Origin of the sequence: Chryseobacterium defluvii (assembly GCF_014204415.1) — a bacterium.
In the GTDB taxonomy this organism is placed as follows: Bacteria; Bacteroidota; Bacteroidia; order Flavobacteriales; family Weeksellaceae; genus Chryseobacterium; species Chryseobacterium defluvii_A.
Genome location: NZ_JACHLE010000005.1, coordinates 157,184 through 182,933, shown reverse-complemented (window position 1 = coordinate 182,933; position 25,750 = coordinate 157,184). Strand labels below are relative to the sequence as shown.

Sequence of the window (25,750 nt, the reverse complement as noted above, 5' to 3'; positions counted from 1 at the left end):
TAGTAATACATCAGATCAATTATTTTGTTTAATACTTAAATATTTACTAAGACTGCATTTGTGTTATTTATTTCACTTAGAAGAGTATTAAATATGTTTTATATTTAATTTTTTTATATGTATTTTATTGTTTTATTTATATATGTATATTAAATTTTTATAAATATACGAAAATAAATGTTTATTTCGTATTAATTTTTTGTAATTTTTAGCCCTTTATTATAAATGCATAAAGGGGGGGGGCAAAATCCCCCCCCCTTAAATTGTATTTGTAAATAAATTTTACAATGCTTTGATCTGATCTATTGTGAAAAATGCTTTTGTTGTATTACATGTTCCGGCAGGACAATTAGTGGTATTTCCTGCATTGCCGGGAGTTGAAGACCCCATCATGAAATACATCTTATAGAACACTTTATCGTTTCCATCATTAGTTGTCCAGGCATAAATTCTTTGTTCCGGCATTCCTCCGGCATACACTCCGGGATCGGCCCAGTAAGGATTGGTTGAAGCAGTCTGTATTCTTGCTCCTGTTGTTGCATCAATAAGTGCAGCGCTGGAAGCGGCATTATCCCCTGCCCATGCACCGGCAGGCAGCCTCAGTTGATTTTGCATATATCCGCCTGCTCCGCTCCAAAGGTAATGCCCGTTGGAAATTATTTCTACGACGGAAGTGCTGTTATTTCTGATCTGGAGGTTTACATCTGCAAACGCGCTGCCGGTGGGAATAAAGCATCGTACCGAAAATTTACCGTCAGGAGTAGTGATAGAAATAGCATATCCAGCTCTTCCGTTATCAGCTGTAGATGTTAAGGGCCCCATTACGGCAATACTTTCAATGTTGGCCGAAGATTGATTCCCTCCGGATGATGTATTGAATACCCTCCATTCCGAGCCATTCCAGAAATAATAACCTGAAGGAAGAGCCGGTCCGGTATTATAAATTAATAGCCCTGTTGCATTCGGGCTGCTGCCCAATTGCATGGTATTGGAGGATAAACTGATCCTTGGGCCTAAGATCCCTTTGTTAGTCGATTTTACATCCAGGATAGCAGAAGCATCGGGAGATGTGGTTCCTATTCCGGTACTTCCGTTGGAAGTCACAATGAAATCATTGGCTTGTTGTGCTGTAGAAGGAGTCCCCGTAGTAGGATTATCTTTTGATCCGTCTACATGGAATGTATTTTGCGGATTAGAGGTATTTATACCTACTTGTGCAAATGGGAAAATTGAAATAAATAAAAATCCCATTAGAAATAACTTATTTTTCATAACTAAAATGTTTGATAATTTTTTGGACAATGCTGATCAGGCTATGGTTTTCTATAGCTGGGCAATACATCCTTTAAGAAATAATGATATATGGTTTTGTGTTTTATGATTTTTTTGAGATTTGTAAGAAAAAACTTACGGAATTTTTATAATTTCGGATTGACTTAGGGGAAAAATCCGGTAAAAATAGTAGCTAAAATAATTCATCATATTGTGTTTTTAATGTAAATGGAAAATTTAAAAATTGATACTATGTCGTTAATAATGATCTGTTTATAATTTGTATGTTTGATTTGTGTTACAAAATTAGTTGGAGAAACCAATCAAAAAAGTTTATCAGAACCCAAATTCCATATTTCACTTAATATTTTTCATACCTTTGTAAATCAGAGATATACGTAAATCATTTTAAAAAAAACACTATCAAATGATCAGTGAAGGAGAAATGTTGGAAAAGTCTGTGGACTTGCTGAAGAGAAAACTTGTAGCCAGGTATGTATACTTAATGTTAATAATATTGGGGTTATACAGTCTTATCTTTTACTTTATCATACAGGATAAACTATTTGCTTACTATACCTTTATTTATTTTTGCACCCTTTCTTATACATGGCTGCTGCTATATAAATCTTATGATATCAAAAAAGTTGTTCACCTGCATTTGATGTCAGCTCCGGTTTTTGCCTCATTTATTATGCTCAATTTATGGCAGTATTCCATTTCAAGCAGTATGTGGCTGTTGCCGGTACCTTTGGGCGCTTATATCTTTCTTGAGAAAAAGTACGTTTACTTTTATACGTTGTATGTAGTGGCTTTGATTGTAGCGGTGAATCTTTTAACGAGTGTTTACAATTTCAATTATTTTACTTTTAAGGATAAAAACCAGCTCAGGATTTCAGATACATTTGTATTTGTAGCCAATATCATAGTATTTTCCCTATTACTGTATTACAAGGATAAAATAGGAAAGATAGAATTGGAGCAGAAATTTATAAGAAAAAAAGGAATTTCCGAACGGGACAGCCAATCCCCGGTTATTCCTGAAAATGATCCTGCAGAAGCCATTGAGAAATATCATTCCTTATTTGAAAAAATACAGCCGATCGTAGAAAATGATTATTTCAAACAAACAGATTTCACTATTTCTAAGCTGGCCTCATTACTCAATACCAACAATGTTTATATTTCCAAGGCAATTAAGTTGAACGGTTATACCAATTTCAACCATTATCTCAATACCTGCCGGGTGAATAATGTGAAAAAACTCATTCAGGAAAACGACCTCAATAGAATTACACTGATGTATATTTATACAGCTTCCGGATTTTCAAACCAGTCTACTTTTAACAGGGTTTTTAAACAGATTGAAGGAATCACGCCATCGGAATATATAGAAAAGATCCTTAAAAAATAGCCACATTTTGTTTAACCATGCTTATTCAGCTTATTTAAAGGAAAGTTAAACTTTGTTAATCTGCATTCAACTATCCAGATACAGATGTAGATTTGCATCTTCAAATGAGAAATTTTATAGTATATTTTCTGACAGGTCTGTTTCTGCTATTTGTGGTGGAAAGCAGAATGAATGTCAAAACCCTCCAGAATATTGATTCAGGGAATATTTCTCATCACCCTCCAAAAAAAGCTAACCGCCTGAATCAGATCTACGAAAAGCTTTCTGCTCAACAATCCGCAGATGATCTTGGAAATTATTCCCTGGAGCTCAATGAAGATGATTTTCAGCTGTCAGATACTCTGCAGGCAATAGTTGTGCTGGCGGGAGTGTTCAGTATGGTCTATATTTTCGGTTTACGTAGCACTAAGCGGCTCAAACCGGCTGTATATGACTTTCTTTCCCGTTTTTCTACGATAAAAAAATTCATTCTTATACGATCCATTAGGATTTAGAATTTTCTTTTTTTAAATTATTTTTCTGTACGAACCACGAACAGAAATATATTACGTTGTGCATTTAAGTGATTGCAGCGTAATCCCCCGCTATTATTTATCTATTAAACATTAACGAATTATATACTCTGGAATTATGATGAAAAGAGTTGTTTCCGGCATTGCGTTCAGTGCCCTCATGCTATGTCTTAGCTGTAATACTAAAAAACAGGAAAAAGAAGAAGAAGGTATTTATCCGGTTACCGTACCATTGAAGAAGGACACGGTCATCAATAAAGAATACGTTGCCCAGATCCGGTCTGTAAAAAATATTGAGGTCAGGGCTCAGGAAAAAGGCTTCCTGGAAAAGATCTATGTGGATGAAGGCCAATATGTTCATGCCGGGCAGACCCTGTTCCGGATCATGCCCCAGTTGTACCAGGCAGAAGTGATGAAAGCAAAAGCAGAAGTGGAGCAGGCCTCCATAGAATTGAAAAACGCCAGTACATTAGCCGGCAACAATATTGTTTCTAACAACGAAAGAGCAATGGCCAGGGCTAAACTTGATGCAGCCAATGCAGAGATGAAGCTGGCACAGATCCATCTGTCATTTACAGATATCAAGGCCCCGTTTTCAGGAGTGATCAACAGAATTCCCCTGAAGCTGGGAAGCCTGGTGGATGAAGGAGATCTGCTGACGTCCTTATCAGACAACACTGAAGTTTACAGTTATTTTAACGTTTCAGAACCGGAATATCTGAACTATCAGACCCATGTCAATGACAGGGGAAGCAACCAGGTCACCCTGCTCATGGCCAATGGGGAGCCTCTTCCGCAAAAAGGGGAGATCCAGACCATTGAAGGAGAATTCGACAATGAAACCGGGAATATCGCTTTCCGGGCAAAATTTTCCAATGCCGGCGGATTGCTGAGAAATGGGGAAACAGGTAAAGTACAGATGACCCTGCCCGTTAAAAACGCTCTCATCATCCCGCAGAAAGCTACCTATGAGATTCAGGACCAGAAATATGTTTTCGTGGTAGATAAAAATGGAATTGTGAAATCTAAAAATATAAAAGTGGCTTATGAGCTTCCCGATCTTTATGTAGTTGCCTCCGGGCTTTCTGACAATGATAAAATTCTTCTTGAAGGCGTCCAGAAGGTAAAAGACGATCAGAAAGTGAAGACGAAATTCCAGGATCCCAAAAAAGTCCTTCAATCATTGAAACTAAAAGCAGAATAGACTATGTTTAAGAAATTCATCCGCAGACCCGTTCTGTCTATTGTCATCTCACTGATTATTGTATTTTTAGGAATATTGTCCCTTGTCAAACTTCCCGTAACACAGTTTCCATCCATTTCCCCTCCCAAAGTAAATATTACTGCAGAATATCCCGGGGCTAATAACGAGTTGTTGATCAAATCCGTAGTTATTCCGTTGGAAAGAGGCTTGAATGGTATTCCGGGTATGAAATACATGACCTCCGATGCCGGAAATGACGGGGAAGCATCCATCCAGCTCATATTTGATTTAGGGACTGATCCTAATGTTGCAGCAGTAAATGTTCAGAACCGCGTTTCTTCCGTAGTGAATAAGCTGCCTCCGTTGGTGGTTCGTGAAGGTGTAAAAATTACCCGTGAAGAACCTAATATGCTGATGTACATTAATTTGTATAGTGACGATCCGAAAGCAGACCAGAAATTCCTCTTCAATTATGCGGATATCAACGTGATGTCCGAATTAAGAAGAGTGAGCGGAGTTGGTTTTGCCGATATCTTGGGAACCCGTGAATACGCCATGCGTATCTGGCTGAAACCGGACAGATTAACAGCGTATAATATCTCAGCAGACGAAGTCATGGAAGCGTTAAACCAGCAAAGCCTTGAAGCATCTCCCGGAAAAACAGGGGAAAGTTCCGGAAAACGTTCCCAGTCTTTCGAATACATTCTGAAATATCCAGGACGTTTCAATAATGAAAAGGATTACGGAAATATCATTCTGAAAGCTAAATCCGATGGTGAATTTGTAAGGCTGAAGGATGTGGCAGATATTGAATTCGGAAGCTCAATGTATGATATCTATTCTACATTGAACGGAAAGCCGTCTGCGGCCATTACCGTGAAACAATCTTACGGGTCAAATGCCAGCGATGTGATCAAAAATGTAAAGACACTGATGGCTGATCTTGAGAAAAATACATTTCCGAAAGGAATGCACTATGAGATCAGCTACGATGTTTCCCGGTTTCTGGATGCTTCCATGGAAAAGGTGGTGCATACATTGTTCGAGGCCTTCATACTGGTTGCCATCGTTGTATTTCTTTTCCTGGGAGACTGGCGCTCTACACTCATTCCGGCTCTGGCGGTTCCGGTTTCATTAGTAGGAACATTTGCCGTGATGTCAGCATTCGGGATTACCCTGAATATGATCTCGCTTTTTGCCTTAGTCATGGCCATCGGGGTAGTGGTGGATGATGCTATTGTGGTCATTGAGGCCGTCCATGCCAAGATGGAAGAAAAGCATCTTTCACCTTTGAAGGCTACAGAAGAAGCCATGCATGAAATTAGCGGGGCTATTATCGCCATTACTTTGGTGATGGCTTCCGTATTCATTCCCATAGCCTTTATGTCCGGGCCCGTCGGAGTCTTTTACCGTCAGTTTTCCATTACTATGGCTTCTTCTATTATTCTTTCAGGAATTGTAGCATTAACACTTACTCCGGCATTATGTGCCCTGATCTTAAAAAACAATCACGGAAAGGCTAAAAAGAGAACCCCGGTTACTATGTTTCTCGGGAAATTCAATGACCTGTTTACAAAAGGGGCCGGAAGATATGAAAAACTGCTGAACAGGACAGTAACCAAAAAAATGATAACACTGCCCTTACTTTTGGTATTCTGTGTATGTACATTCTTTTTAAGCAATTCCCTTCCTTCAGGGTTTATTCCGGGTGAAGATCAGGGGATGATCTATGCGATTATCCAGACCCCGCCGGGATCTACGCTGGAAAGAACCAATCAGATTGCGAAAGAGCTTTTAAGAGAATCGGAAGATATTGACGGAGTACAGTCGGTTTCCTCACTGGCAGGTTACGAAATACTGACGGAAGGTACCGGATCAAACTCAGGAACCTGTCTCATCAACCTTAAAAGCTGGGAAGACCGTAAAGAATCCGCTGCCGGGATTATAGAGAAGCTGGAAGAGAAGGCTAAAAACATTCCCGGAGCCAATATCGAATTCTTTCAGCCGCCTTCCATTCCGGGCTATGGTGCGGCAGGAGGTTTTGAGCTTCGTCTGCTGGATAAAGCCGGAAGCGGGGACTACCATAAAATGGAGCAGGTAAGCAATGATTTTGTAAAAGAGCTTAAGAAACGTCCTGAGCTGGGTTCTGCATTTACATTCTACTCGGCAAGTTTCCCCCAATATATGTTAAAGGTTGATAATGATCTGGCCGAGCAGAAAGGAGTAACGATTGAGAATGCAATGGACAATCTGTCTACCCTTATAGGCTCAAATTATGAAACAAGCTTCATCCGTTTCGACAGGCCTTATAAGGTGATCGTTCAGGCAGGTCCGCAGTATCGTGCAATACCGGGCGATTTGTTAAAGCTGTATGTCAAAAATGACAAAGACCAGATGGTGCCCTATTCGGATTTTATGAAGCTTGAAAAAGTATACGGCTTATCCGAAATTACCCGGCACAATATGTATAATTCCTCCGAGGTAAGCGGTACTCCTGCGCCCGGGTACAGCAGCGGGCAGGCTATTAAGGCCATTCAGGAAGTAGCGGATAAAACATTGCCAAGAGGCTTCGGGATAGACTGGGCGGGAATTTCCAAAGATGAAGTGAGCCGCGGAAATGAAGCCGTATTTATTTTCCTGGTATGTCTGGGATTTGTTTACCTGATCCTTTCTGCACAATATGAAAGCTTTATCCTGCCGTTACCCGTTATTTTATCCTTACCCACGGGTATTTTCGGGGCTTTTTTATGCCTGAAACTCTTAGGGCTTGAAAACAATATTTATGCACAGGTAGCAATGGTGATGCTCATAGGACTGTTAGGGAAAAATGCCGTATTGATCGTAGAATTTGCCGTTCAGAAGAAGGCAGAAGAAGGAATTCCTGTGGCAAAAGCCGCCATTGAAGGAGCTGCGATCCGTTTTCGCCCTATCCTGATGACCTCATTTGCATTTATCGCAGGATTGATCCCGCTGGTGGTAGCGACCGGGCCGGGTGCTATAGGAAACAGGACGATAGGGACTGCTGCTGCCGGCGGAATGCTTATAGGAACCCTATTCGGGCTGATGATCATTCCCGGGCTCTATTACATCTTCGGACTGATCGCAGAAAAATCGAAACTGGCAAGATATGAAGAAGAAAACCCTTTAACCGAACAAACCGAACCTTACCAACATGATGGAAAATTTGAAGACTAAAAGAATAATCACTGCCATTGCCTTATCACTTGTTTTGGCAGGCTGCAAGGCTCCTATGGCGACCGTTATAAAAGATGAAGTAAAAGAAAATCTGCCTCAGAACTTTAATCAACAGGAACAGCAGGAAGCGGATACAAACAGCGGAACAACTCCCTGGAGACAATTTTTTACTGATCCTGATCTGGTAAATCTTATTGAAACAGCCTTAAAAAATAATCAGGAACTATTGATCACCCTTCAGGAAATAGAAATAGCAAAAAGTGGAGTACTTTATAAAAATGGCAAGCTGAATCCTGCAGTCGCAGCAAAATTAGGAGCGGGAGTCAGTAAAGCAGGACGTTACACCAGTGAGGGTGCCGGGGATGCAACCACCGAAATAGAGCCGGGAAAAGAAATGCCTGATCCGCTGGGAAATTTTGAAGGCGGGCTGGTGGCTGATTGGGAGATCGATATCTGGAAAAAGCTCAGAACTGAGAAGGAATCGGCAATTGCCCATTATCTTTCCACCGTTGAAGGAAAAAACTTTGTTCTTTCTAACCTGGTGGAAGAAGTTGCCCACAATTATTACGAATTGCTGGCTTTGGATAATCAACTGGATATTATTCAGCAGTATATCAGGCTTCAGGAAAGGGCTCTGGAAATCTCCAGGATCCAGAAGCAGGCTGCTGCTGCAACGGAGCTTGCGGTGAAAAAATTTGAAGCTGAACTGGCGAAATCCAAAGCGTCTGAATATACCCTGCGTCAGCAGATTACGGAAAAAGAAAATCAGATTAATGCACTTTTAGGAAGATATCCCCAGCCGGTTGTGAGAAGAAAAGAAAGCTTTATGTCTACTGTTCCACAAGTTGTTTATACGGGGATTCCTTCACAACTGCTGGCGAACCGTCCGGATATAAAGCAGGCGGAATTTGAATTAAAAACAGCAAAACTGGATGTGGAAGCTGCCAGAAAAGAGTTTTATCCTTCGCTTGAGATTTCAGCTGTTTTAGGGCTGGAAGCTTTCAAACCTTCTTATCTGGTTAAAATGCCCGAGTCCGTCGCTTACAGTTTAGCGGGAGAACTTGCAGGGCCGTTAATTAATAAGAGTGCTATCAAAGCTAACTTCCAAACAGCAGATGCCAGGCAGATACAGGCTTTATATGAATATGATAAGACGATTCTGAATGCTTATCTGGATGTGGCCAATCTAATGTCGAAGGTCAAAAACATAGACCAGTACTATCAGCTGAAATCGCAGGAATCCCAAGCTTTAGAGCAGTCCATTGATATTGCTAATCAGTTGTTCCGGAATTCAAGAGCTGATTATTTAGAGGTTTTGTTAAATCAAAGAGATGCGCTGGATGCTAAAATGGAGCTGATTGAGGCGAAAGAAAAACAACTAAGCACAGTAGTAGATATTTATAAAAGCCTTGGCGGAGGCTGGAAATAATCATTGAGTTTTAACTATTGAAAAGGGTTTAATTCATTTTTAGAATTAAACCCTTTTATTTTATAATATTTTTAGGTATTATCACTATCTCCAAAAATTTTACGTTGTATAAGATCTAAAATCCTTCCAGCTGCTTAAAAATAGGGATAAGCGATTCTGCCTTTTCAGTAAGATAATATTCTATATGTAAAGGTTTTTCTTTAATGACAACTTTTTTTAATATACCCACTTCTTCCAGCTCCCTTAATGCTGTTGAAAGGGATTGTTTGTTGGACCCTTCTATCTGGCGCAGCAGGTTGCTGAAACGTAAAGGAGCCTGAATCGCTAAGCTGAAAATTTCAGGTTTATATTTTCCTGAAAGCAACTTTAAAAGAGATTGTGCAGGGCAAATTTCCGCACTCTCATTTTTTTTGGGGTCATCTTTTTTTGACATCTTGTTTTTTTAAAAAAATATTTGTACAAAAATAGTTATTTTAAGTACATGAAATCTAAAAACCTATTGATACATGGTGGTAATTTGACATATTATAGAGTAGTTTGCTTAAGAATGCCAGATTAAATTTCTTAAAACGGCTAAAGATGCTATATTTGCTGATTACCACGCAAATCATTAACCATGAAAAAGATTCTTTTAATAATTCTGGGAGCTCTTATCATCCTCGCTGCTGTTGTGTTCATCAGAACATTTACCTATCCCTTCAAAAAGAACAGCCCTGAAGCTAAAGAAGGCTGGAAGCCCGTAAAAGATGATTCTGCGGTACTTCGGCTTTCAGGAGGAATAAAAATCCCTACGGTTTCTACGGGAGAATTGGGAAGTTTTGATTATATGACTTTTGATGCTTTCAAAGAATATCTAAAAACATCTTATCCGCTGGTTTATCAGAAAACAGAAAACTATGAGATCAATAAACATGGATTGGTTTTCAGGCTAAAGGGAAGTAAACCCGGCCTTGAACCCATTTTGTTTCTTTCCCATATGGATGTTGTACCTCCAGGAAATGCCGGTGTGAAAAATAATGAACAGAATGTTTTCAGACCTAATGATCAGCCGTTACCTGCCGTTAAAAAAATAGCAGAATACTGGGATTATGCCCCTTTTTCAGGAGCGGTGGCCAACGGAAGAATTTATGGAAGGGGTGCAATAGATATGAAAGGAATGCTTTTCTCCCTCATGGAGTCCATGAATAATCTGATCAGAAAAGGATATGTTCCGCAGCGTGACATTTACCTGGCATTCGGTTTTGATGAAGAAGTGGGAGGAATAAAGGGAGCTGCACAGATTGCAGGATATTTTAAAAAACAGGGGCTGGTATTTGATGCAGTATATGATGAAGGCGGATTGATCCTGGAAAAAGGAAGTATTAAAGGAATCAGCTCAGATATTGCAGTAATAGGCTGTGCAGAGAAAGGCTTCCTGTCGGCGAGAATAAAGGTAAAAGGATTGGGAGGGCATTCTTCCATGCCTCCTATGGAAAGTGCTATCGGGAAAGCAGCGGTTATTATGCAAAGGCTGGAGAATGACCAGATGAAACCGATGATCACTCCGCTTATTAAAGAATTTTTCGATAATGTAGGAGGAGCAATGCCGTTTGCCAACAGGCTTGCTATTGCCAACCAATGGCTGCTGAAGCCGGTTCTGTTGTCACAGCTTACGAAAAATAACAGTACCAATGCTTTGGTGCGGACTACTACGGCTTTAACGATGATGAAAGGCAGTGACGGGCCCAATGTTCTTTCTCCCGAAGTGGAATTTGTAGTTAATTTCAGGTTGCTTCCCGGAAATACCGTGAAAGATGTTAAAGAGCACATTGCAAAAGCTACGGAAGGCTTTGATGTTGAAGTAGAAGAGATCGATAATACCAAAGAAGCTTCTATGGTTTCATCGACAAATACAAAAGCTTTTCATTGTATTGAAGACGCCATCAGGGAAATTCACCCCGATGCTGTGATAACCCCTTATCTTACTATTGCAGCTACGGATGCCTACAAATACCAGATCGTAAGTAAAAATATTTACAGGTTCATGCCTGTTAAGATCAATGATCTGGAGAAACAGAGTATCCATAGTACCAACGAATACATCAGTATAGAAAATTATATGAAAATGATCCATTACTTTGAATACATGATGAAAAATTATGATCAGTAAATCATTGATAATCAATTGAATGTATTCTATTTTTAAAGATTTTAATAAAATAAAAATAATGCGTCAAGTTCTGTCGTATTAGCGGAATAGCTTTGTCTTATTAAAATACGAAGCTATGGAATTGCCCTTTTATTTAAGTTTTAAAGAGTTTGAAAAACATTATTATGACCATCTTGAAAAATGGTTTGAAGAATATCATAATGCCAGTGAAATAGATTACCTTAAAAATCTGGCGAAACTCTACAGTCCTTACTTGTATTACAGTTTTGCGAATGACAGGCTTCAGACAGAAGCATCCATTCAGATCAAAGATTGTTTTTTCCCTTACCATGAAAAGATTGGGTTATCTTTCTGTACAAACTGTGAGAATGGAAAGCCTGTCTCTTTCAGGGGAATGAATCATATTTTTGAATGGAAAAACATTACCATGATGGAATATGCCCAGCATATCCTGGATAAGATCAACAGGCATTTTTCAAAAAATAATAGGTCTTCCGGGAAAAACGGAAGTATTCTTGATTATATCAACGATTACGGGATCATTACTTCGCGGGAAGGAGCCGGGTATTGTATCAATTATCATGAGCATCAGTCAACACTCCCTTTTTTAAAAGCTTATCTTCCTTGCCATGGAAGGACCGTTGATATGGCAGTATACAGGGATTTTATGTTTTCAGTGGTTCAGATTGCAGAATTTATCGATCAGAAATTAAAATCCGTACAGGCTTTTGAATATACGATTTACTATAAATTAAAATCAGAAGCGAAATTTAAAATGCAGAGCAATCATCAGTTCCTTACCATGTGTAATTAATGCACCATACAATATGAACATTCATTTTAACTCAATTATAATTACCATCTGATCAATACTCATGTATTTTTTCAGATAAAGAAAGCCCGGTCACTCTGACCGGGCTTTCCTGCACATGCATTTTTATAATTAAGGAGAAGATCTATAGACAGTATATTTATCTACTTATTGCTTTCCAATAAAAGTCTGCTTCAATGACAGTTCCATTTTTTAAAAGACTTTTTATAGGCTTGCTCATCATATAAATTTTGGTATTTATATACAATTTTACATTGTAAGATCTACGCTGGAGGCTAATATTATGTACATCACTGCTTTATGACTCTCTTTGATGAGATTAAAAATATCAAATACCTTTTCAAAACGGCAAAATATAAGAGGCAAAGAAAGGCAGATATAATCTGCCTGATGGAGCTTTTGCTTCATGATCCATCGAAGATGAATCTCTTTGCTTTCTTATACAAAAAAGCATTCTGCTTTTTCTTTGAGTTTTATGGCTTAATATCTTCATTTCACCTCTTTTATTCTCTGTATCCGTTTCAGGCCGGTATAGGAGAATACATAACAATCAAAATTTTAATTGATGGTACAAGAATAGTCAAAATCCATATAAGGTTTTAGCATGAATGTATAAGTGTTGCCGGTTGGGTAACAGGTGTTCCATTATCCCCATAACTGTAATACTTCCATAAATTCCTGCTTCTTCCTAACCGATACATCCAGCACGGAATTATCCGACATGATCACCTGTCCGCCTTTTCCTTTTATATACTCCTTAAAATGTTTCAGGTTAATAAGGTGCTTATTATGGATCCTGAAAAAATCATTTTCCACCAGAGGACCTTCAAATTCTTTAAGGTTCTTTGAAACCACCATTTTTGTCTTGTCGCTTAAATAAAAAGTAGTATAGTTGGCATCTGCTTCACAACGAACGATATCCGCAATGTCGATACTTTTAAAGCCCTGTAGGGTAGGCAGGTTAATTTTACTTCTGATAGTAGTATTAAAGGAATGGGTTTTGTTTTTCCGGATATTTTCCAGGGCTTTGGTTACAGCCGCTACAAAATCCACTTCGTCAATAGGCTTTAAGAGATAGTCTGTAGCCCCGTTCTTTATTGCCATAATAGCGAAATGATCATAGGCCGTAATGAAAATAATCTGCGAAGAAAAATTTCTGAATCTGGAAAGCAGGTCAAAAGCATTTCCGTCAGTTAACTGTACATCAAGAAAAATGATATCCGGCATTTCTTTGGTGAGCTTCATAAAGGCATCTTTTACACTTTCTGCCTGAAATGCTATATGAAGGTCCGGGAACTCATTTTTTAATAAAAGCGAAATATAGTCCCTTCCGTCCTGTTCATCATCAATGATGCATACCTGTGTTTTTGTTCTCATTTTGCGAAATAAAAAGTTTAATCTGTGTTCCTGGTTTTTGTTTAGTTTCTGAAAGATCTGTTATTTCCAATGTGATCTTTGTATTAAATAGCTGCTTAAAAGTATGTATTCTTTTTTGGGAAAGCTTTACCCCAAAAGAATCTATATTCTTTGTCAGCACTGTTTTATCTTTAATTCCTGTTCCGTTATCTTCAATAACAACGCATAAATCGGTACCGGAGTATGCGAAATCAATGGTAATATAGCCTTTTCTGTCCTCTAATGCAGGTATACCATGCTTTATGGCATTCTCTACAAAGGGCTGTATCAATAGCGAAGGAATAAGCCATTCGGGATTCAAATCATCTGAGACGGTGATCTTATAATCAAACTGATCTTTCAGCCTCAGTTTTTCCATGTCAAGATACAGTGTTAAATATTCAACTTCTTCTTTGATCGGCATAAAGGTTTTTTCCGAATAATGTAGCGTTTTCCTGATCATTTGGGAAAAAGTTTTTAAGTAGCTTTCGGCATCCGCATTCTCCTTTTTATACAGCAAAAATTTTATAGAGTTAAGGCAGTTGTATATAAAATGCGGATTGATCTGCGCTTTGATGGCCTGCAGCTCCAGCTCTGCCATTCTTTTTTCTGTAAGTATGTTTTTTAGTTTTTTGTTACGGCTTCTTTGGGAATAGAGTCCCATGATTATGGCCCAGATGATCAGGACGAGTATAGCCACTAGTACCCTGAACCAGACTGTTTCCCAGAACCGCGGTTTTATTTCAAAAGGAATTTGAGTGTATATTACGGATTGTTTACCGTTATATCCCAAACCATAAACTTTAAATATATATTTTTTAGGAGGCAGGGAACTGAAAATTATTTTAGATGAGTTTGTTGTTTCCCAGCTGGTATTTAAACCCTCCAGTTTATATTTGTAGCCTATTTTTCCCTGTGATGCATAGTCCAGGAAACTTAAATTAAAAGTAATATTGTTTTTGGGTGTTTGGGAATGCAAACGATCATAGCTCCCAAAATATTCTTTACCGTCTGTGACCACGGAATTAACGATCACTTTTTTATTAATATATTTCTGCTGGGTAAGCAAATGCTTTATAGAAAAAATTCCTAATCCCCCAGATGTTCCCACAAAAATGCTGTCTCCTTTGATGACCACTCCTGCCACATTATCAGAAGGCAGACCGTCTGTAATGGTGAATTTATTAATGATGGGTTTGTTTCCTGTAAGCTGAACCCTTATAAGCCCTGACTCGGTGCTTGCCCAGAATATATTTTCACTCTCGATCATTATTTTTTTTACCTGGTTATTGCTCAGACCATTACTCTCATCTATTTTACATACTATATTTTTCTTATTGAAGAGGATGATCCCGCTGGTATTGGTAGATCCGGCATATAAGTTGTCTTTGAGCTTTTTGATATCGGTAAAATAATAGCCTTCCAGAAAAAGTTTTGCTTTTTTTGTTTTGATATTGAATTTGTAAAGGTCTTTAAATGTTCCCACCAGTAAAGAGTCTTTATCATAAGGTAATGCCATATAGGTTCTGTGGTCCCAAAGCTCCGTATAAGAACCGGAATTTATATGATAAAGGAATAGTTTCTGGGAGGTACATACTAAAATAGTATCTTTTCCATAAGGAATAAGGTTTTTGATAGTTCCCTTAAAATTAATGAGACGTTGTTTTTTTGTCAGAAGATTGTATTCAAAAACATTGTTGGTTTGTGCGAAGTATACAAATTTTTCATTGGCTGTTACTGCCTTATTTTCATTTTTTTTATTTTCACTAAATGTCAGATTAGTTAGTTTTCCAGAATTGTATATCCCGCCGCCGGTAGTATTGTATCCTAAAAAAATATTCTTACTGTTGGATGAAATGGAAGTGATGTAAGAAGAATTGTTTTTTAAAGGCAGGGTGATATAGCTGCGGAAAGGAGCAGAGCCAATAAAAAACAATCCGTTGTTTCTGGTGGCAAACCAAAGATTGTTATCATGGTCTGCTAAAATATAATTGATGACATAATCTTCAAGGAATTTTACCGGTTTTGATAAGGAATAAGGCGTATATAACGACTGATCAAAATAGAGAGCACCTCCGTTTTCCAAACCTATCCAAAGTTTTTTATTATTATCAATAACGGAGGAATAAATATTTTCAGGCGATTGATAATGTTGTATTTTCCTAAAAGAATAATAGTTTTCCATGAGATATACAGATACTACATTCTTTTTATTATTGATTGTTGTAAATAAATTATCTTTCACAGAAGTAACTACTTCTTCAGAACCAAAAATGAGATTACAGACTTTAATTTTCCGGGTAATTATATCGTAAGCAATGATCCGGTTTTTTGAATCCTTCAGGTACAGGAGATGAGCATCTGTTTTGTAATCAAAGGCATAAACCCGCCCGTACTTAGCCGGATCTATGATAATAGGGATGACCTTTACCTTTCCTTTTTTATAAATATAAATATTTTTCGGATTAGTATAAATATGAATAATGATTTCACCCCTCTTTTTATCAGAAATAAAATTGGGGGCTTCTGCACCGAATTTTATTTTCTTAAGTTCAGAATTCATATCAGAATTAATTACTTTATTGCCTTTCAGGTAAGCAAAATCATCTAAAAACGGAATAATAAAGATTTCGTCTTTCGATACCGTTTCACAGGCAAGGATGTCAACATTTTTCAAGCCGTCTTTTTTGCCGTACTGTTTAAAACTGATCCCGTCAAAACGGAAAAGACCATTGCTGCTGCCAATCCAGATAAATCCTCTCTCATCCTGCCTTAAATTATATATATAGGAACTCGTAAGCCCGTCCGCCTGATTATAATTGATCAATCCCGGGATTTGAGAAAAAAGTCTGCATGAGGAGAGAAATAAAAGAACAATAAATATTTTTTTAATAGATCCTGAAAAAATAGATCCGTATAAGTGACATGAATAGATCATACTGTTGCATCTTATCTGAATACGGCTATTTCGGAATAGTACTTTTTGAAACTGATTTTTAATTGATACTTATAAATATATATTCTCTTCATGTCATGGTTATTTTTTAATCAATTTAAAAAAAATAAATTAAAATATACTATTCGATGTGAATTCAGGCAGTATTTTACAGAAGATGATTCCTGCTACTTTCAATGGGCTGTATGATACGGAATTTTCAATGGGATAAGCTGAAATACAAAAATAAAAAAAGCGCTGTTTACCAGCGCTTTATATTGCAGAGAGGAAGGGATTCGAACCCTCGATACAGTTACCCGTATACTACCTTTCCAGGGTAGCTCCTTCAACCACTCGGACACCTCTCTATTTCGAGACTGCAAAAATAGTGTATTTTCTTGAATTACCAAATTATTCGGGCAATTAGTCTGTAATTTCTCCGCAAAGGCTTTTGGAAAAGTTCTCCTCAAATGTTCCCGGATAGCTGGGATTGCCGATTAAATGCATAGCTTTGGTGATCGCACTTTCGGCGGTGATATCCTTCCCGCTGATTGCCCCTATTTTTGAAAAAACATTGCTGTTTTCATACTTTCCGAATGAGATTCCTCCTGAAATACACTGGCTTACTACCACGATTTCCGTTCCGTTATCCCGGATCTCCTGTAATGTTTCCTGCGTTTTCTCGCTGCTGAATATCGTTCCGGAGCCAAACACCTGAAGGATCAGAACCTTCATTTTCGGGATCTCTTTAAAATGGCTTAAATGCATACCGGGAAAAATCCTCCAGAATAAAACATCGTCCGAAATATGATCATCTACATAAAATTCCGTGTCAGGATCAGAACGGTAAAGATTTTCCTTCATAATGTTCAGATGTACTCCGGACTGGCCGAGAATAGGGTAGTTGGGGCTTGAATAAGCATCAAAGTACTCTGCGGAATATTTTAATGTCCGGTTTCCCCTCAATAATTTATATTCAAAATAAATGGCAACTTCCTGGATAACCGCTTCGTCATTTTCATATAAACTCGCATAATAAAGGCTTGTCAGAAGATTTTCTTTCGCATCCGTTCTCAGATCTCCGATCGGAAGTTGGGAACCCGTTAAAATGACAGGCTTTTTCAATCCTTTTAGCATGAAACTCAATGCTGAAGCAGTATAAGACATGGTGTCTGTACCATGAAGCACTAAAAAACCATCATATTTTTCATAATTCTTATGAATATAATTAGCAATGATCTTCCATTCTTCAGGTCCCATGTCTGAGGAATCCAGCGGTTTTGCAAAAGGATGTACAAAGACCTCACATTCCATTAATTTCATCTCCGGCATTTTCTCAAAAATATTTCCGAAATCAAATGCACGCAGGCTGCCGGTTTCATAATCTTTCTCCATGCCAATGGTTCCGCCGGTATATATTAACAGTACTTTTCGTTTCATGTATACTTTTTGTTAAGAATCTGAGGCCGTTTCCGGTTCATAACCTCAAAATTACGTTAATTTGCAAAGATTTGAAAATGAATGGAAGAATTAGCACAAACTTTTGAGTATTTAAAACAGTTTCTGACGGAAGAAAGACTGTCTAAAATTGAACATTTTTCCCATGAAAGTTCTGATTTTGTACTTCCTGTAATGGAAGATGTTTACCAGTTCAGAAATGCGGCGGCCATTGTGAGGTCGGTAGAAGCATGCGGTTTTCATAAGGTGGTTGCATTAGAAGAGGAAAATGTTTTTAATCCTAATCTTACGGTAACAAAAGGCGCTGAAACATGGGTGGAAGTAGAGAAAATGCCGAAAAATATCTCTTCTTTAAAAAAGATTAAAGAAAGAGGATATAAAATTCTAGCAGTATCGCCTGAGAAAAACGCAGTTATGCTTCCTGATTATAAGATTTCCGGACCTATTGCCCTGGTTTTCGGAACCGAGCTGGAAGGTGTTTCTGATGAGGTGATTGAATTTGCAGATGAAACATTAGCCATTCCTATGTATGGATTTACCAAAAGTTTTAACGTTTCGGTGGCAGCAGGAATATGCATGTATGAACTGAAGCAGAAGCTTATTAATTCCGGTATAGAATACAAACTTGATCAGGAAAAACTTTTAAAAATGAAAATCCGCTGGGCGGTAAATTCCATCAGAAGCGGTAAACAGATTTTTGAAAAATATTTGCAGGACAACAATGTAAACAGATGATCAGATTATGATTCTTTACTTCAATTTTCCTGATGATTGCCGGTAAACAGTAAAAATAGAAGGCTGATAATCATTAAAAATAAATCAGGCCAGCTTATTATAATTCCATGCAGCTACGAAAATACCTGCTGTTTCCGTTCTTAATCTCTGATTTCCAAGAGAAACCGCTCTGATTCCGCTATCTGCTAAAAACTGAATTTCTTTTTCAGAAAAATCTCCTTCAGGACCTATAAGAAAAGTGCTGTTTTCCGATTGTGAAATGTTGTTGAGTTCTATTCTCTCCAGATTCTCGTGACAATGGGCTACAAAAGTGGTTTCCGGGCTAATATTTTTCAGGAAATCCGGTAATTTGATAAAATTATGAATGACAGGAAAATGGAATCTCAGGCTTTGTTTAGATGCGGCAATGCTCTGTTTTCTGATCTTATCCATATTCATATTCTTACGTTCTGTTTTTTCAGTCAGTAAAAACGTGATTTCCGACACTCCCATTTCGGTTGCTTTTTCAACAAAAAGCTCAATCCTGTCAATATTTTTAGTAGGAGCAATGGCAATATGAAGCCTCGGATTGAAGTCCGGCAGTCCGGTTTTAATATCTGAAACTTCAATTCCTGCCTTTTTCCCTTCCAGGATCAATTTTCCGAAGGCAAGGTTTCCTTTTCCGTCCGTAACGTGAATTTCTTCCCCGTCTCTCATACGAAGAACCTTTATGATATGCTGCTGTTCTTCATCATTGATGAATACCTTGTTGTCTTTTATATCTCCGTAAAATAATTTCATAAACTGTTTTTATGGCAAAAAGGCAAAATTGCTGATTGGTAAAATCGTAAAAAATACTAATGAAATTTTCGTCTTTTCAAAATCTAGCTTTTTTGTTTATTTAAAACTTTATTTAATGCATCAAGTTGATTGGTGATGCTTTCTGTTTTTAACCTTAATTCTTCATAATTTATATCATCCAAAAAGCTCAAGTCATTTGAAATAATCAGGAAATTAATTACTTCAATGCAACTCCCAAAAGAAATATTTATAAATCTGGATTTTTCTTTCTCGGTTGATCTGCACATTCCTTCAGCAATATTTGCTGTAATACTCGTACAGGCTCTTCTTATTTGATTTGTGATTCCGAACTTTTCACTATCAGGAAAAGAAGAGGTCGCTTTATAAATTTCTTTAACTAATACTCCTGCCTTATTCCAAGTATCTAATTTTTCGAAATAAAATTTGTACATATTTTTTATTCATTTGTTTTGTGTTTTTGTATAAATAGGTGAATTTTTCAAAGAGAACCTAATAATTTGCGTTTTAGCATTTTTGCGATTTTACCTTTTACAAGTCATATTTCGCCGTAGCAGTCGTTCTTAAATCCGTAAACTCTCCCTTTTCAAACTTGAGCTGTGCCACCATAGCGATCATTGCAGCATTGTCTGTGGTGTATTCAAATTTTGGGATGTAGATATTCCAGCCTGATCTTTCTTCATGATCCTGCATGGCTTTTCTCAAAGCGGAATTGGCGGAAACGCCACCTGCAATGGCCACCTCTTTTATGCCCAGCTCTTTTGAGGCTTTTTCAAGTTTATTCATTAGAATTTCAATAATGGCCTTCTGAACGGAAGCACACAGATCATAAAGATTCTCTTTGATGAAATCGGGATTTTTTCTGACTTCTTTTTGAATAAAATATAGGACAGACGTTTTTATACCACTGAACGAATAATCATAATTTCCTAATTTGGGCTTATTGAACTGGAAGGCGTCGGGATTTCCTTCCTTTGCAAGCCTATCAATGATAGGGCCTGCCGGATAATCCAGATCAAAGATTTTACCGATCTTATCAAATGCTTCTCCGGCTGCATCATCAGTGGTTTTCCCGATAATTTCCATATCGAAATAATCTTTTACGAGAACGATCATGGTATGCCCTCCGCTTACTGTAAGACACAAAAACGGGAATTTTGGCGGCATAGGATTTGCATCCTCAATAAAATGAGCTAAAATGTGTGCCTGGAGATGGTTAACTTCAATTAAAGGAACATCCAGACTCATCGCCAGGGATTTGGCGAATGAGGTTCCTACAAGAAGTGATCCTAAAAGTCCGGGACCACGTGTAAATCCTATAGCAGAAATGGCATTTTGTTGTATATTTGCTTTAGTGATTGATTTTTCAACTACGGGAATGATATTCTGCTGATGAGCGCGCGATGCTAATTCGGGTACAACTCCGCCATATTCTTTGTGGACTGCCTGATTAGCAGCGATGTTGGAGAGAATACGGTTTCCCTTGATGATAGCTGCTGATGTATCGTCGCAAGATGATTCAATACCTAAAATTATAGAGTCGTTCATAATAATGGCAAAGTTAGAGAATAATAACGAGAATGAGAATAAAAAATCAGTAGCTGAAAACCTAGGTAATCAGGTACAGAAGACTGTGGAAAACGTGGGCGATACGGTTAAGGAAACAGTCAAAGAAGCGTCTGAGCTGGCTTCGGATGCTATTCATCATCCCGTAGAAACGGCCGAAGAATTTGGTAAGCAGGCGATGCGTGATGTCACCAGCTATTCGTGGTGGGCAAAACTGCTTTTGATCATTTTCTGGATCAGCCTTTTTCTTGTTACCGCTGTTTTCATTCTGATCAATCTTCCCATGACCAAACAATGGGCGGCAGACCAGGCACTACAGATCGTTAACAAAGACTTCAAAGCCGATATGTCTACCAAAAGTGTGGATGTGGATTACTTTGGAGATGTGACCATTAAAGGCCTGAAAATTAAAGACTATAAAGGAATGGAATTCATCACGGCAGAAGAATTTCGTGCCAATTCCGACTGGATGGCCCTTGCAGTCAATGCTATTTCAGGGAACAGCAATTCTTTAAGCTTCAATGCGCTTACTCTTAAAAATGCTGATATTAAAGTCATTACTTATAAGGGGGACAGCATTTCCAACTTCATCCGGTTTACCAAATTGTTTGACAGTGGAAAACCAAGAGATCCTAAGAAGCCCGCTTTTCAGCTGAATTCACGGTTAGAGATCCTGGATTCAAAAGTTTCCATTGTCAATCAGAATTCCCCGGGAGAAGCCGGGAAATGGTTAACCTCTGATAAAGTCAATTTAAAAGCCCCGAATGTTAAAGTCAATGGAGCTAATATTTCCGCATTGATCAATAATTTCTCCTTCGTTACCACACGCTGGGGAAAATCTCATATTGTAGATACCTTTTCCACCGAACTATCCATGACGGATAATTATCTTGCATTGAAAGACCTTACCCTGAATACGGATCATACTCTGCTGCAAGGTAATATAAAATTTAACCTGAATAAAGGTTCCTGGGCAGGTTTTGCAGACAGGGTACGCTGGGATATGGATATTAAGCAGGGAAGCCAGCTTAGCGGATACGATATCAGCTATTTTGTCACTAATTGGGATAATTTTAAACCCTTCAATCTTTCCGGGAAAATGACCGGCCCGCTGAATAAATTCTATCTCGATAATTTCCTGATCAGAAACCCCGCTGTGAACATTGCTACGCAAACCATGAAAGTGGATAACCTGCTGAAAGGAAATTTTTTGATCGAGACCAATAACCTGTCTACAGACTTCACTTATAAAGACCTGAAAGCAATGATGCCTTCATTCATCTCTAAAAAGATGAAGAACTTTGCAGATGATTTTGGAAAGCTTAAGTATAATGGTGCTGCAAGAGTTACCCCGAATCAGGTATATGTCCCGAACGGAAACCTGATCACGGGAATAGGGCAGGCAAAGATCAGTAAATTTTCCCTTACGGATTACAGTACTGCAATGCCAAAATATTCAGGCTATGCTGAGGTCAAAGATTTAAATACTTCGGTGATTACCAAAAACAAATCGGTAGGGTTAATTTCAGGGAAATTTGATATCAACGGCCAGAGCTTCGATGTCAACACTATGCGCCTGACTACAAAATCACATATTTCCAGTATCGAGATCATGGATAAGGAGATCAATAACCTTTACCTTGACGGTTTGCTTGATCATAAAAAATACAATGGCCTTATCACGGTAAATGATGAGCAGGCAAAGGCATCCGTAAAGGGACTTATCGACTTCAGCACTTCCCGGATCTCAATGAATGTCAATGCAGACGTGGATCATCTGAACATGAATTATTTTACCAATAAGCCGGGGAGTCAGATTGTAACAGGCCAGGTTACAGGTAAGATGTCCATGTCTTCCGTTAATGATCTGAATCTGGATGTTGAAGCCAGCAATGTCAGTTTCGCTACAGCTACTCAAAAATATATTATTCCGAACGCAAAAGTGAAAACTTTCCTTGAAGGCGGTGGAAGAATGATCATGGTAGATGCTCCCGGAGCTGTTAACGGAAAAATTTCCGGACGTTACAATCTTGCGGATTTAGCCGGAATGGTTGAAAACGGATTGGGTAAAATACTGGTAGGACCTCCGCCTAGAAAGCTATACAGAGGGCAGCATTTTACAATGGATTTTGATGTTCAGCAGGGACTGGTGAGCTATTTTATGCCCGACCTGAAATTGCCAAAAGGAGCAGTGGTACAGGGAGAGTACGATGGGAATTCCAATAATCTGATTTTGAACCTCGATGCGGCTTCTTTAAAGTACATTATGACCAAAAAAGAAGAGATCTCGGATGCTGATAAAGCTCTGGCAGCTGCCAATCCTGCTTATAAGATCAATGAAAGGGATAAAATTAGCAGAGACAGTGCCATGGTAGACAGTGTAATGGTAAGAATCAATACAGCTAACCTGAATGAGCAGATCTATGCAAAGATAAACAGGCTGGAATATAATAAGAATATCCTGAAGGATGTTATTTTAAGCGGCAGAAATGAGAATAATACTGTTCTTCACCTGGCAACAACCTTCAAACACGGAAGCCCCGAAGATGAGCTGGATGATAAGCTTAAAGCCTATGCAATCAACGTCAATCAGTCAACCAATCCGGCAGGAGATTATGTTTTCAGGTTTGAGCCCACAGAAGTGAAGTTCAATGATGTAACCTGGGCAATTGATACGGGTGCGCAGCTTGATCATTCCATTACTTACAGGAAAAAGACCGGAGATTTTGATATTAAGAATTTAAGGGTGTATTCTGATGACAGCGCCTTATTTATTAAAGAAGCCACCTTCAAGTCAGCTAAAGACTTCTATGTAGATGCAGACGTTAATAATTTTGCCATTGAAAAACTTCTTGAGATGCAGGCCGGCGGAAATACAATGAATATAAAAGGGTTGGCTAATGGCAGTGTTAAGATCAGGATGGATAAAAACACTTTGCAGCCTTTGGTGGACCTGACTGTTGATGATATCATGATGAACGGGAATGATATGGGGGATATTACCATCTCCGCAACCAACGGTTTTTCTTTAAATGTATATGATGTTGACGTAAAAGTTTCTTCAGCCGGAGTAATAGGTAATAACAACCTGCATTTAACAGGAACCGTGAATAATAACACTTCTACGCCTACTTTGGATCTGGTGGCCGAAATGAAAGAATTTGATCTGGCATTTGCCCAACAGTTTGTACAGACCATTTTTGGTAATTTACGGGGTAAGGCAACCGGAGATCTGAAGATCAGCGGAAAGCTGAGCGATCTTGACTACAGTGGGGATATTGCTTTGAAAAACTTCGGGTTGAAATTGTTGTTTACTGGGGTGGATTACTCTTTTGATGATACTGTGATCCCATTATCCAAAGGCCTGGCTCTTCTTAATAATATTGAAGTACATGACGGAAGATCAAATTCCAAAGGAACTATTTCCGGGGCGATCCAGTTTGAGACTTTGTCTTCAATGGGAGTCAACCTCGTAATGAGAGCGGATAACCTGCTGATGCTGAACACCACACAAAAAGACTTTGATCTTTTCTGGGGAAGGGTTTACGGGCAGGGTGACCTTTATGTGGATGGGCCTGTTTCAGGGCTTAATCTGTCAACCCCTAATATGAAGGCACTGAATGGAAGTACTTTTACCTTCAATTCAGGATCCACTTCCAATGTGGAGGAATTTAAAATGCTGAGGTTCCTGAAAGAAGGCAAAGACGGGCTAATCACTCTGGAAGAAAAGAAAAAAACGGGCGCCAATATGAATATTGACTTCTCTTTGGATGTGGATAAAGGAACCACCGTGAATGTACTCATTGGGGATGACGTAGGAAACATTGCGGTGAAAGGAGCAGCCAATAACCTGAGATTCCAGATGAGCAGACAGGGAAATATTGCCATGAATGGAATGTATAAGGTTGACAACGGTACTTTTACTTCAAAAGCTCTTCTTAACAAAACCTTCCAGATTGAGAAAAATAGCAATATTCGATGGGATGGAGATGCGATGAAGCCTGCTTTGGACATTACGGCAAACTATATGAGAATGGTTTCCAATGCTGCGGAATACCTTAGTATGGGAGGGCTTCAGCCTATCAGTATATTATTACAGGCCAATATTACACAAACTCTCGTGAATCCTAAACTTGAATTTAATGTTACGGCTTTAGATGTATCCAGCCAGGTAAAGGAAACTCTGGCAGCAAAAATGAGTCAGGAAGGGGAAAGGGCAATCCAATTCGGTTCTATTCTTTTATTAAATAGTTTTAACGTATCCAATACAGGAGGAATAGATATAGATGTTGCCAGTGTTGCAGAATCATCAGGATATAATATATTTTTGAAACAGGTTAGTTCGGTTCTTAATACAATGAGCAATGAGTTCCAGATTGACCTGAATTATGTGAAGGGAGACCAGTATTCAAATACAGGAGACAGGGCTAATGCGGGGGTAAGCTTTGCGCTTTCGCCAAGGGTAAAAGTGAAAACCGGCTTGGGTATCCCTTTAACAAAAACTGAAAATCCTGATGCGAATTACTTATCCGGGGAAGGGGCTATTGAATATGATATTTCAAAGAAAAATGACGGAAGTTTGATTTTGAGGGGATATTCCAAACCATCTAATATTGGTATGACGACAGGAGCAGGTTCCAATGGTACTGCTAATCAGGCTTATGGAGGGGGTATTGTATGGACTAAAAGTTTTAATTCTTTATTTAAAAAGAAGAAAAAAGAAAAAAAACAACCGGAAACCAAGACTGAAATAAAAACAGATTCTATAAAATCCGAGAGTAAATAATCAGAATATTTTAATGATTTTTGTCATACGTGTTAATTATTGTTAATATTTGAGATAATTTTTTTAGTTA

Annotated in this window: 17 protein-coding genes and 1 tRNA gene; 9 read left to right on the top strand and 9 right to left on the bottom strand. The window is 38.4% G+C overall.

Features of this window, described 5'->3' with window-relative positions; genetic code table 11:
* Positions 1 to 282: 282 nt before the first annotated feature.
* Positions 283 to 1,272 carry a hypothetical protein gene (locus HNP38_RS15370; RefSeq protein WP_184191117.1) on the bottom strand — a complete coding sequence of 330 codons (990 nt, stop codon included), beginning with the start codon at positions 1,270 to 1,272 and terminating at the stop codon, positions 283 to 285.
* A gap of 427 nt (positions 1,273 to 1,699) precedes the next feature.
* On the opposite strand from HNP38_RS15370, the gene HNP38_RS15365 reads away from it, so the two are divergent.
* From HNP38_RS15365 to HNP38_RS15345, 5 genes are all read left to right on the top strand, one after another.
* The gene (locus HNP38_RS15365; protein ID WP_184191115.1) at positions 1,700 to 2,686 is read left to right on the top strand and encodes a helix-turn-helix domain-containing protein; all 987 of its coding nucleotides are present in this window, start codon (positions 1,700 to 1,702) and stop codon (positions 2,684 to 2,686) included.
* 104 nt (positions 2,687 to 2,790) lie between these two features.
* Positions 2,791 to 3,180 carry a hypothetical protein gene (locus HNP38_RS15360; RefSeq protein WP_184191113.1) on the top strand — a complete coding sequence of 130 codons (390 nt, stop codon included), beginning with the start codon at positions 2,791 to 2,793 and terminating at the stop codon, positions 3,178 to 3,180.
* A 139-nt stretch (positions 3,181 to 3,319) separates the two neighbouring features.
* Positions 3,320 to 4,402, top strand: coding sequence for an efflux RND transporter periplasmic adaptor subunit (locus tag HNP38_RS15355; RefSeq protein ID WP_184191353.1), 1,083 nt, complete (start codon positions 3,320 to 3,322; stop codon positions 4,400 to 4,402).
* Positions 4,403 to 4,405: 3 nt separating this feature from the next.
* Entirely contained in the window at positions 4,406 to 7,597 is a 3,192-nt protein-coding gene (locus HNP38_RS15350; RefSeq protein WP_184191111.1) for an efflux RND transporter permease subunit, read from the top strand.
* Positions 7,578 to 9,026: a TolC family protein gene (locus HNP38_RS15345; protein WP_184191351.1), complete on the top strand. Its 1,449-nt coding sequence runs from the start codon at positions 7,578 to 7,580 to the stop codon at positions 9,024 to 9,026. Before HNP38_RS15350 ends, HNP38_RS15345 begins: the two co-directional genes overlap by 20 nt.
* Positions 9,027 to 9,141: 115 nt before the next feature.
* Here HNP38_RS15345 and HNP38_RS15340 read toward each other — a convergent pair whose 3' ends face one another.
* Positions 9,142 to 9,459, bottom strand: coding sequence for a winged helix-turn-helix transcriptional regulator (locus HNP38_RS15340; RefSeq protein ID WP_184191109.1), 318 nt, complete (start codon positions 9,457 to 9,459; stop codon positions 9,142 to 9,144).
* A gap of 183 nt (positions 9,460 to 9,642) precedes the next feature.
* Between HNP38_RS15340 and HNP38_RS15335 the strand changes: the two genes are divergently transcribed.
* Together HNP38_RS15335 and HNP38_RS15330 are read left to right on the top strand one after the other, a co-directional pair.
* Positions 9,643 to 11,175, top strand: a complete 1,533-nt coding sequence (locus HNP38_RS15335; RefSeq protein WP_184191107.1) for a M20/M25/M40 family metallo-hydrolase — start codon at positions 9,643 to 9,645, stop codon at positions 11,173 to 11,175.
* Positions 11,176 to 11,290: 115 nt separating this feature from the next.
* Positions 11,291 to 11,989 carry a hypothetical protein gene (locus HNP38_RS15330; protein ID WP_184191105.1) on the top strand — a complete coding sequence of 233 codons (699 nt, stop codon included), beginning with the start codon at positions 11,291 to 11,293 and terminating at the stop codon, positions 11,987 to 11,989.
* Positions 11,990 to 12,652: 663 nt separating this feature from the next.
* On the opposite strand, the gene HNP38_RS15325 is transcribed toward HNP38_RS15330, so the two are convergent.
* The 4 genes from HNP38_RS15325 to HNP38_RS15310 form a co-directional block, all read right to left on the bottom strand.
* Positions 12,653 to 13,384 (bottom strand): LytR/AlgR family response regulator transcription factor, encoded by a 732-nt coding sequence (locus tag HNP38_RS15325; RefSeq protein ID WP_184191103.1) that lies wholly within the window; start codon positions 13,382 to 13,384, stop codon positions 12,653 to 12,655.
* Complete coding sequence (locus tag HNP38_RS15320) at positions 13,353 to 16,229, bottom strand: histidine kinase (RefSeq protein ID WP_184191101.1); 2,877 nt, start codon at positions 16,227 to 16,229, stop codon at positions 13,353 to 13,355. Before HNP38_RS15320 ends, HNP38_RS15325 begins: the two co-directional genes overlap by 32 nt.
* A 389-nt stretch (positions 16,230 to 16,618) precedes the next feature.
* A tRNA-Ser gene (locus HNP38_RS15315) sits at positions 16,619 to 16,705 on the bottom strand.
* A gap of 55 nt (positions 16,706 to 16,760) precedes the next feature.
* Positions 16,761 to 17,777 carry an asparaginase gene (locus tag HNP38_RS15310; RefSeq protein ID WP_184191099.1) on the bottom strand — a complete coding sequence of 339 codons (1,017 nt, stop codon included), beginning with the start codon at positions 17,775 to 17,777 and terminating at the stop codon, positions 16,761 to 16,763.
* Positions 17,778 to 17,858: 81 nt separating this feature from the next.
* Here HNP38_RS15310 and HNP38_RS15305 point away from each other — a divergent pair, with 81 nt between their 5' ends.
* Positions 17,859 to 18,530 (top strand): TrmH family RNA methyltransferase, encoded by a 672-nt coding sequence (locus HNP38_RS15305; protein ID WP_184191097.1) that lies wholly within the window; start codon positions 17,859 to 17,861, stop codon positions 18,528 to 18,530.
* A gap of 84 nt (positions 18,531 to 18,614) precedes the next feature.
* Here HNP38_RS15305 and HNP38_RS15300 read toward each other — a convergent pair whose 3' ends face one another.
* The 3 genes from HNP38_RS15300 to tsaD form a co-directional block, all read right to left on the bottom strand.
* Positions 18,615 to 19,310: an RsmE family RNA methyltransferase gene (locus tag HNP38_RS15300; RefSeq protein ID WP_184191095.1), complete on the bottom strand. Its 696-nt coding sequence runs from the start codon at positions 19,308 to 19,310 to the stop codon at positions 18,615 to 18,617.
* Positions 19,311 to 19,393: 83 nt separating this feature from the next.
* Complete coding sequence (locus HNP38_RS15295; protein WP_184191093.1) at positions 19,394 to 19,762, bottom strand: four helix bundle protein; 369 nt, start codon at positions 19,760 to 19,762, stop codon at positions 19,394 to 19,396.
* A gap of 97 nt (positions 19,763 to 19,859) precedes the next feature.
* On the bottom strand, positions 19,860 to 20,876 hold the full coding sequence (gene tsaD / locus HNP38_RS15290; protein WP_184191090.1) for a tRNA (adenosine(37)-N6)-threonylcarbamoyltransferase complex transferase subunit TsaD: 1,017 nt from the start codon (positions 20,874 to 20,876) through the stop codon (positions 19,860 to 19,862).
* A gap of 4 nt (positions 20,877 to 20,880) precedes the next feature.
* Between tsaD and HNP38_RS15285 the strand changes: the two genes are divergently transcribed.
* On the top strand, positions 20,881 to 25,680 hold the full coding sequence (locus HNP38_RS15285; RefSeq protein WP_184191088.1) for a translocation/assembly module TamB: 4,800 nt from the start codon (positions 20,881 to 20,883) through the stop codon (positions 25,678 to 25,680).
* Positions 25,681 to 25,750 lie beyond the last annotated feature (70 nt).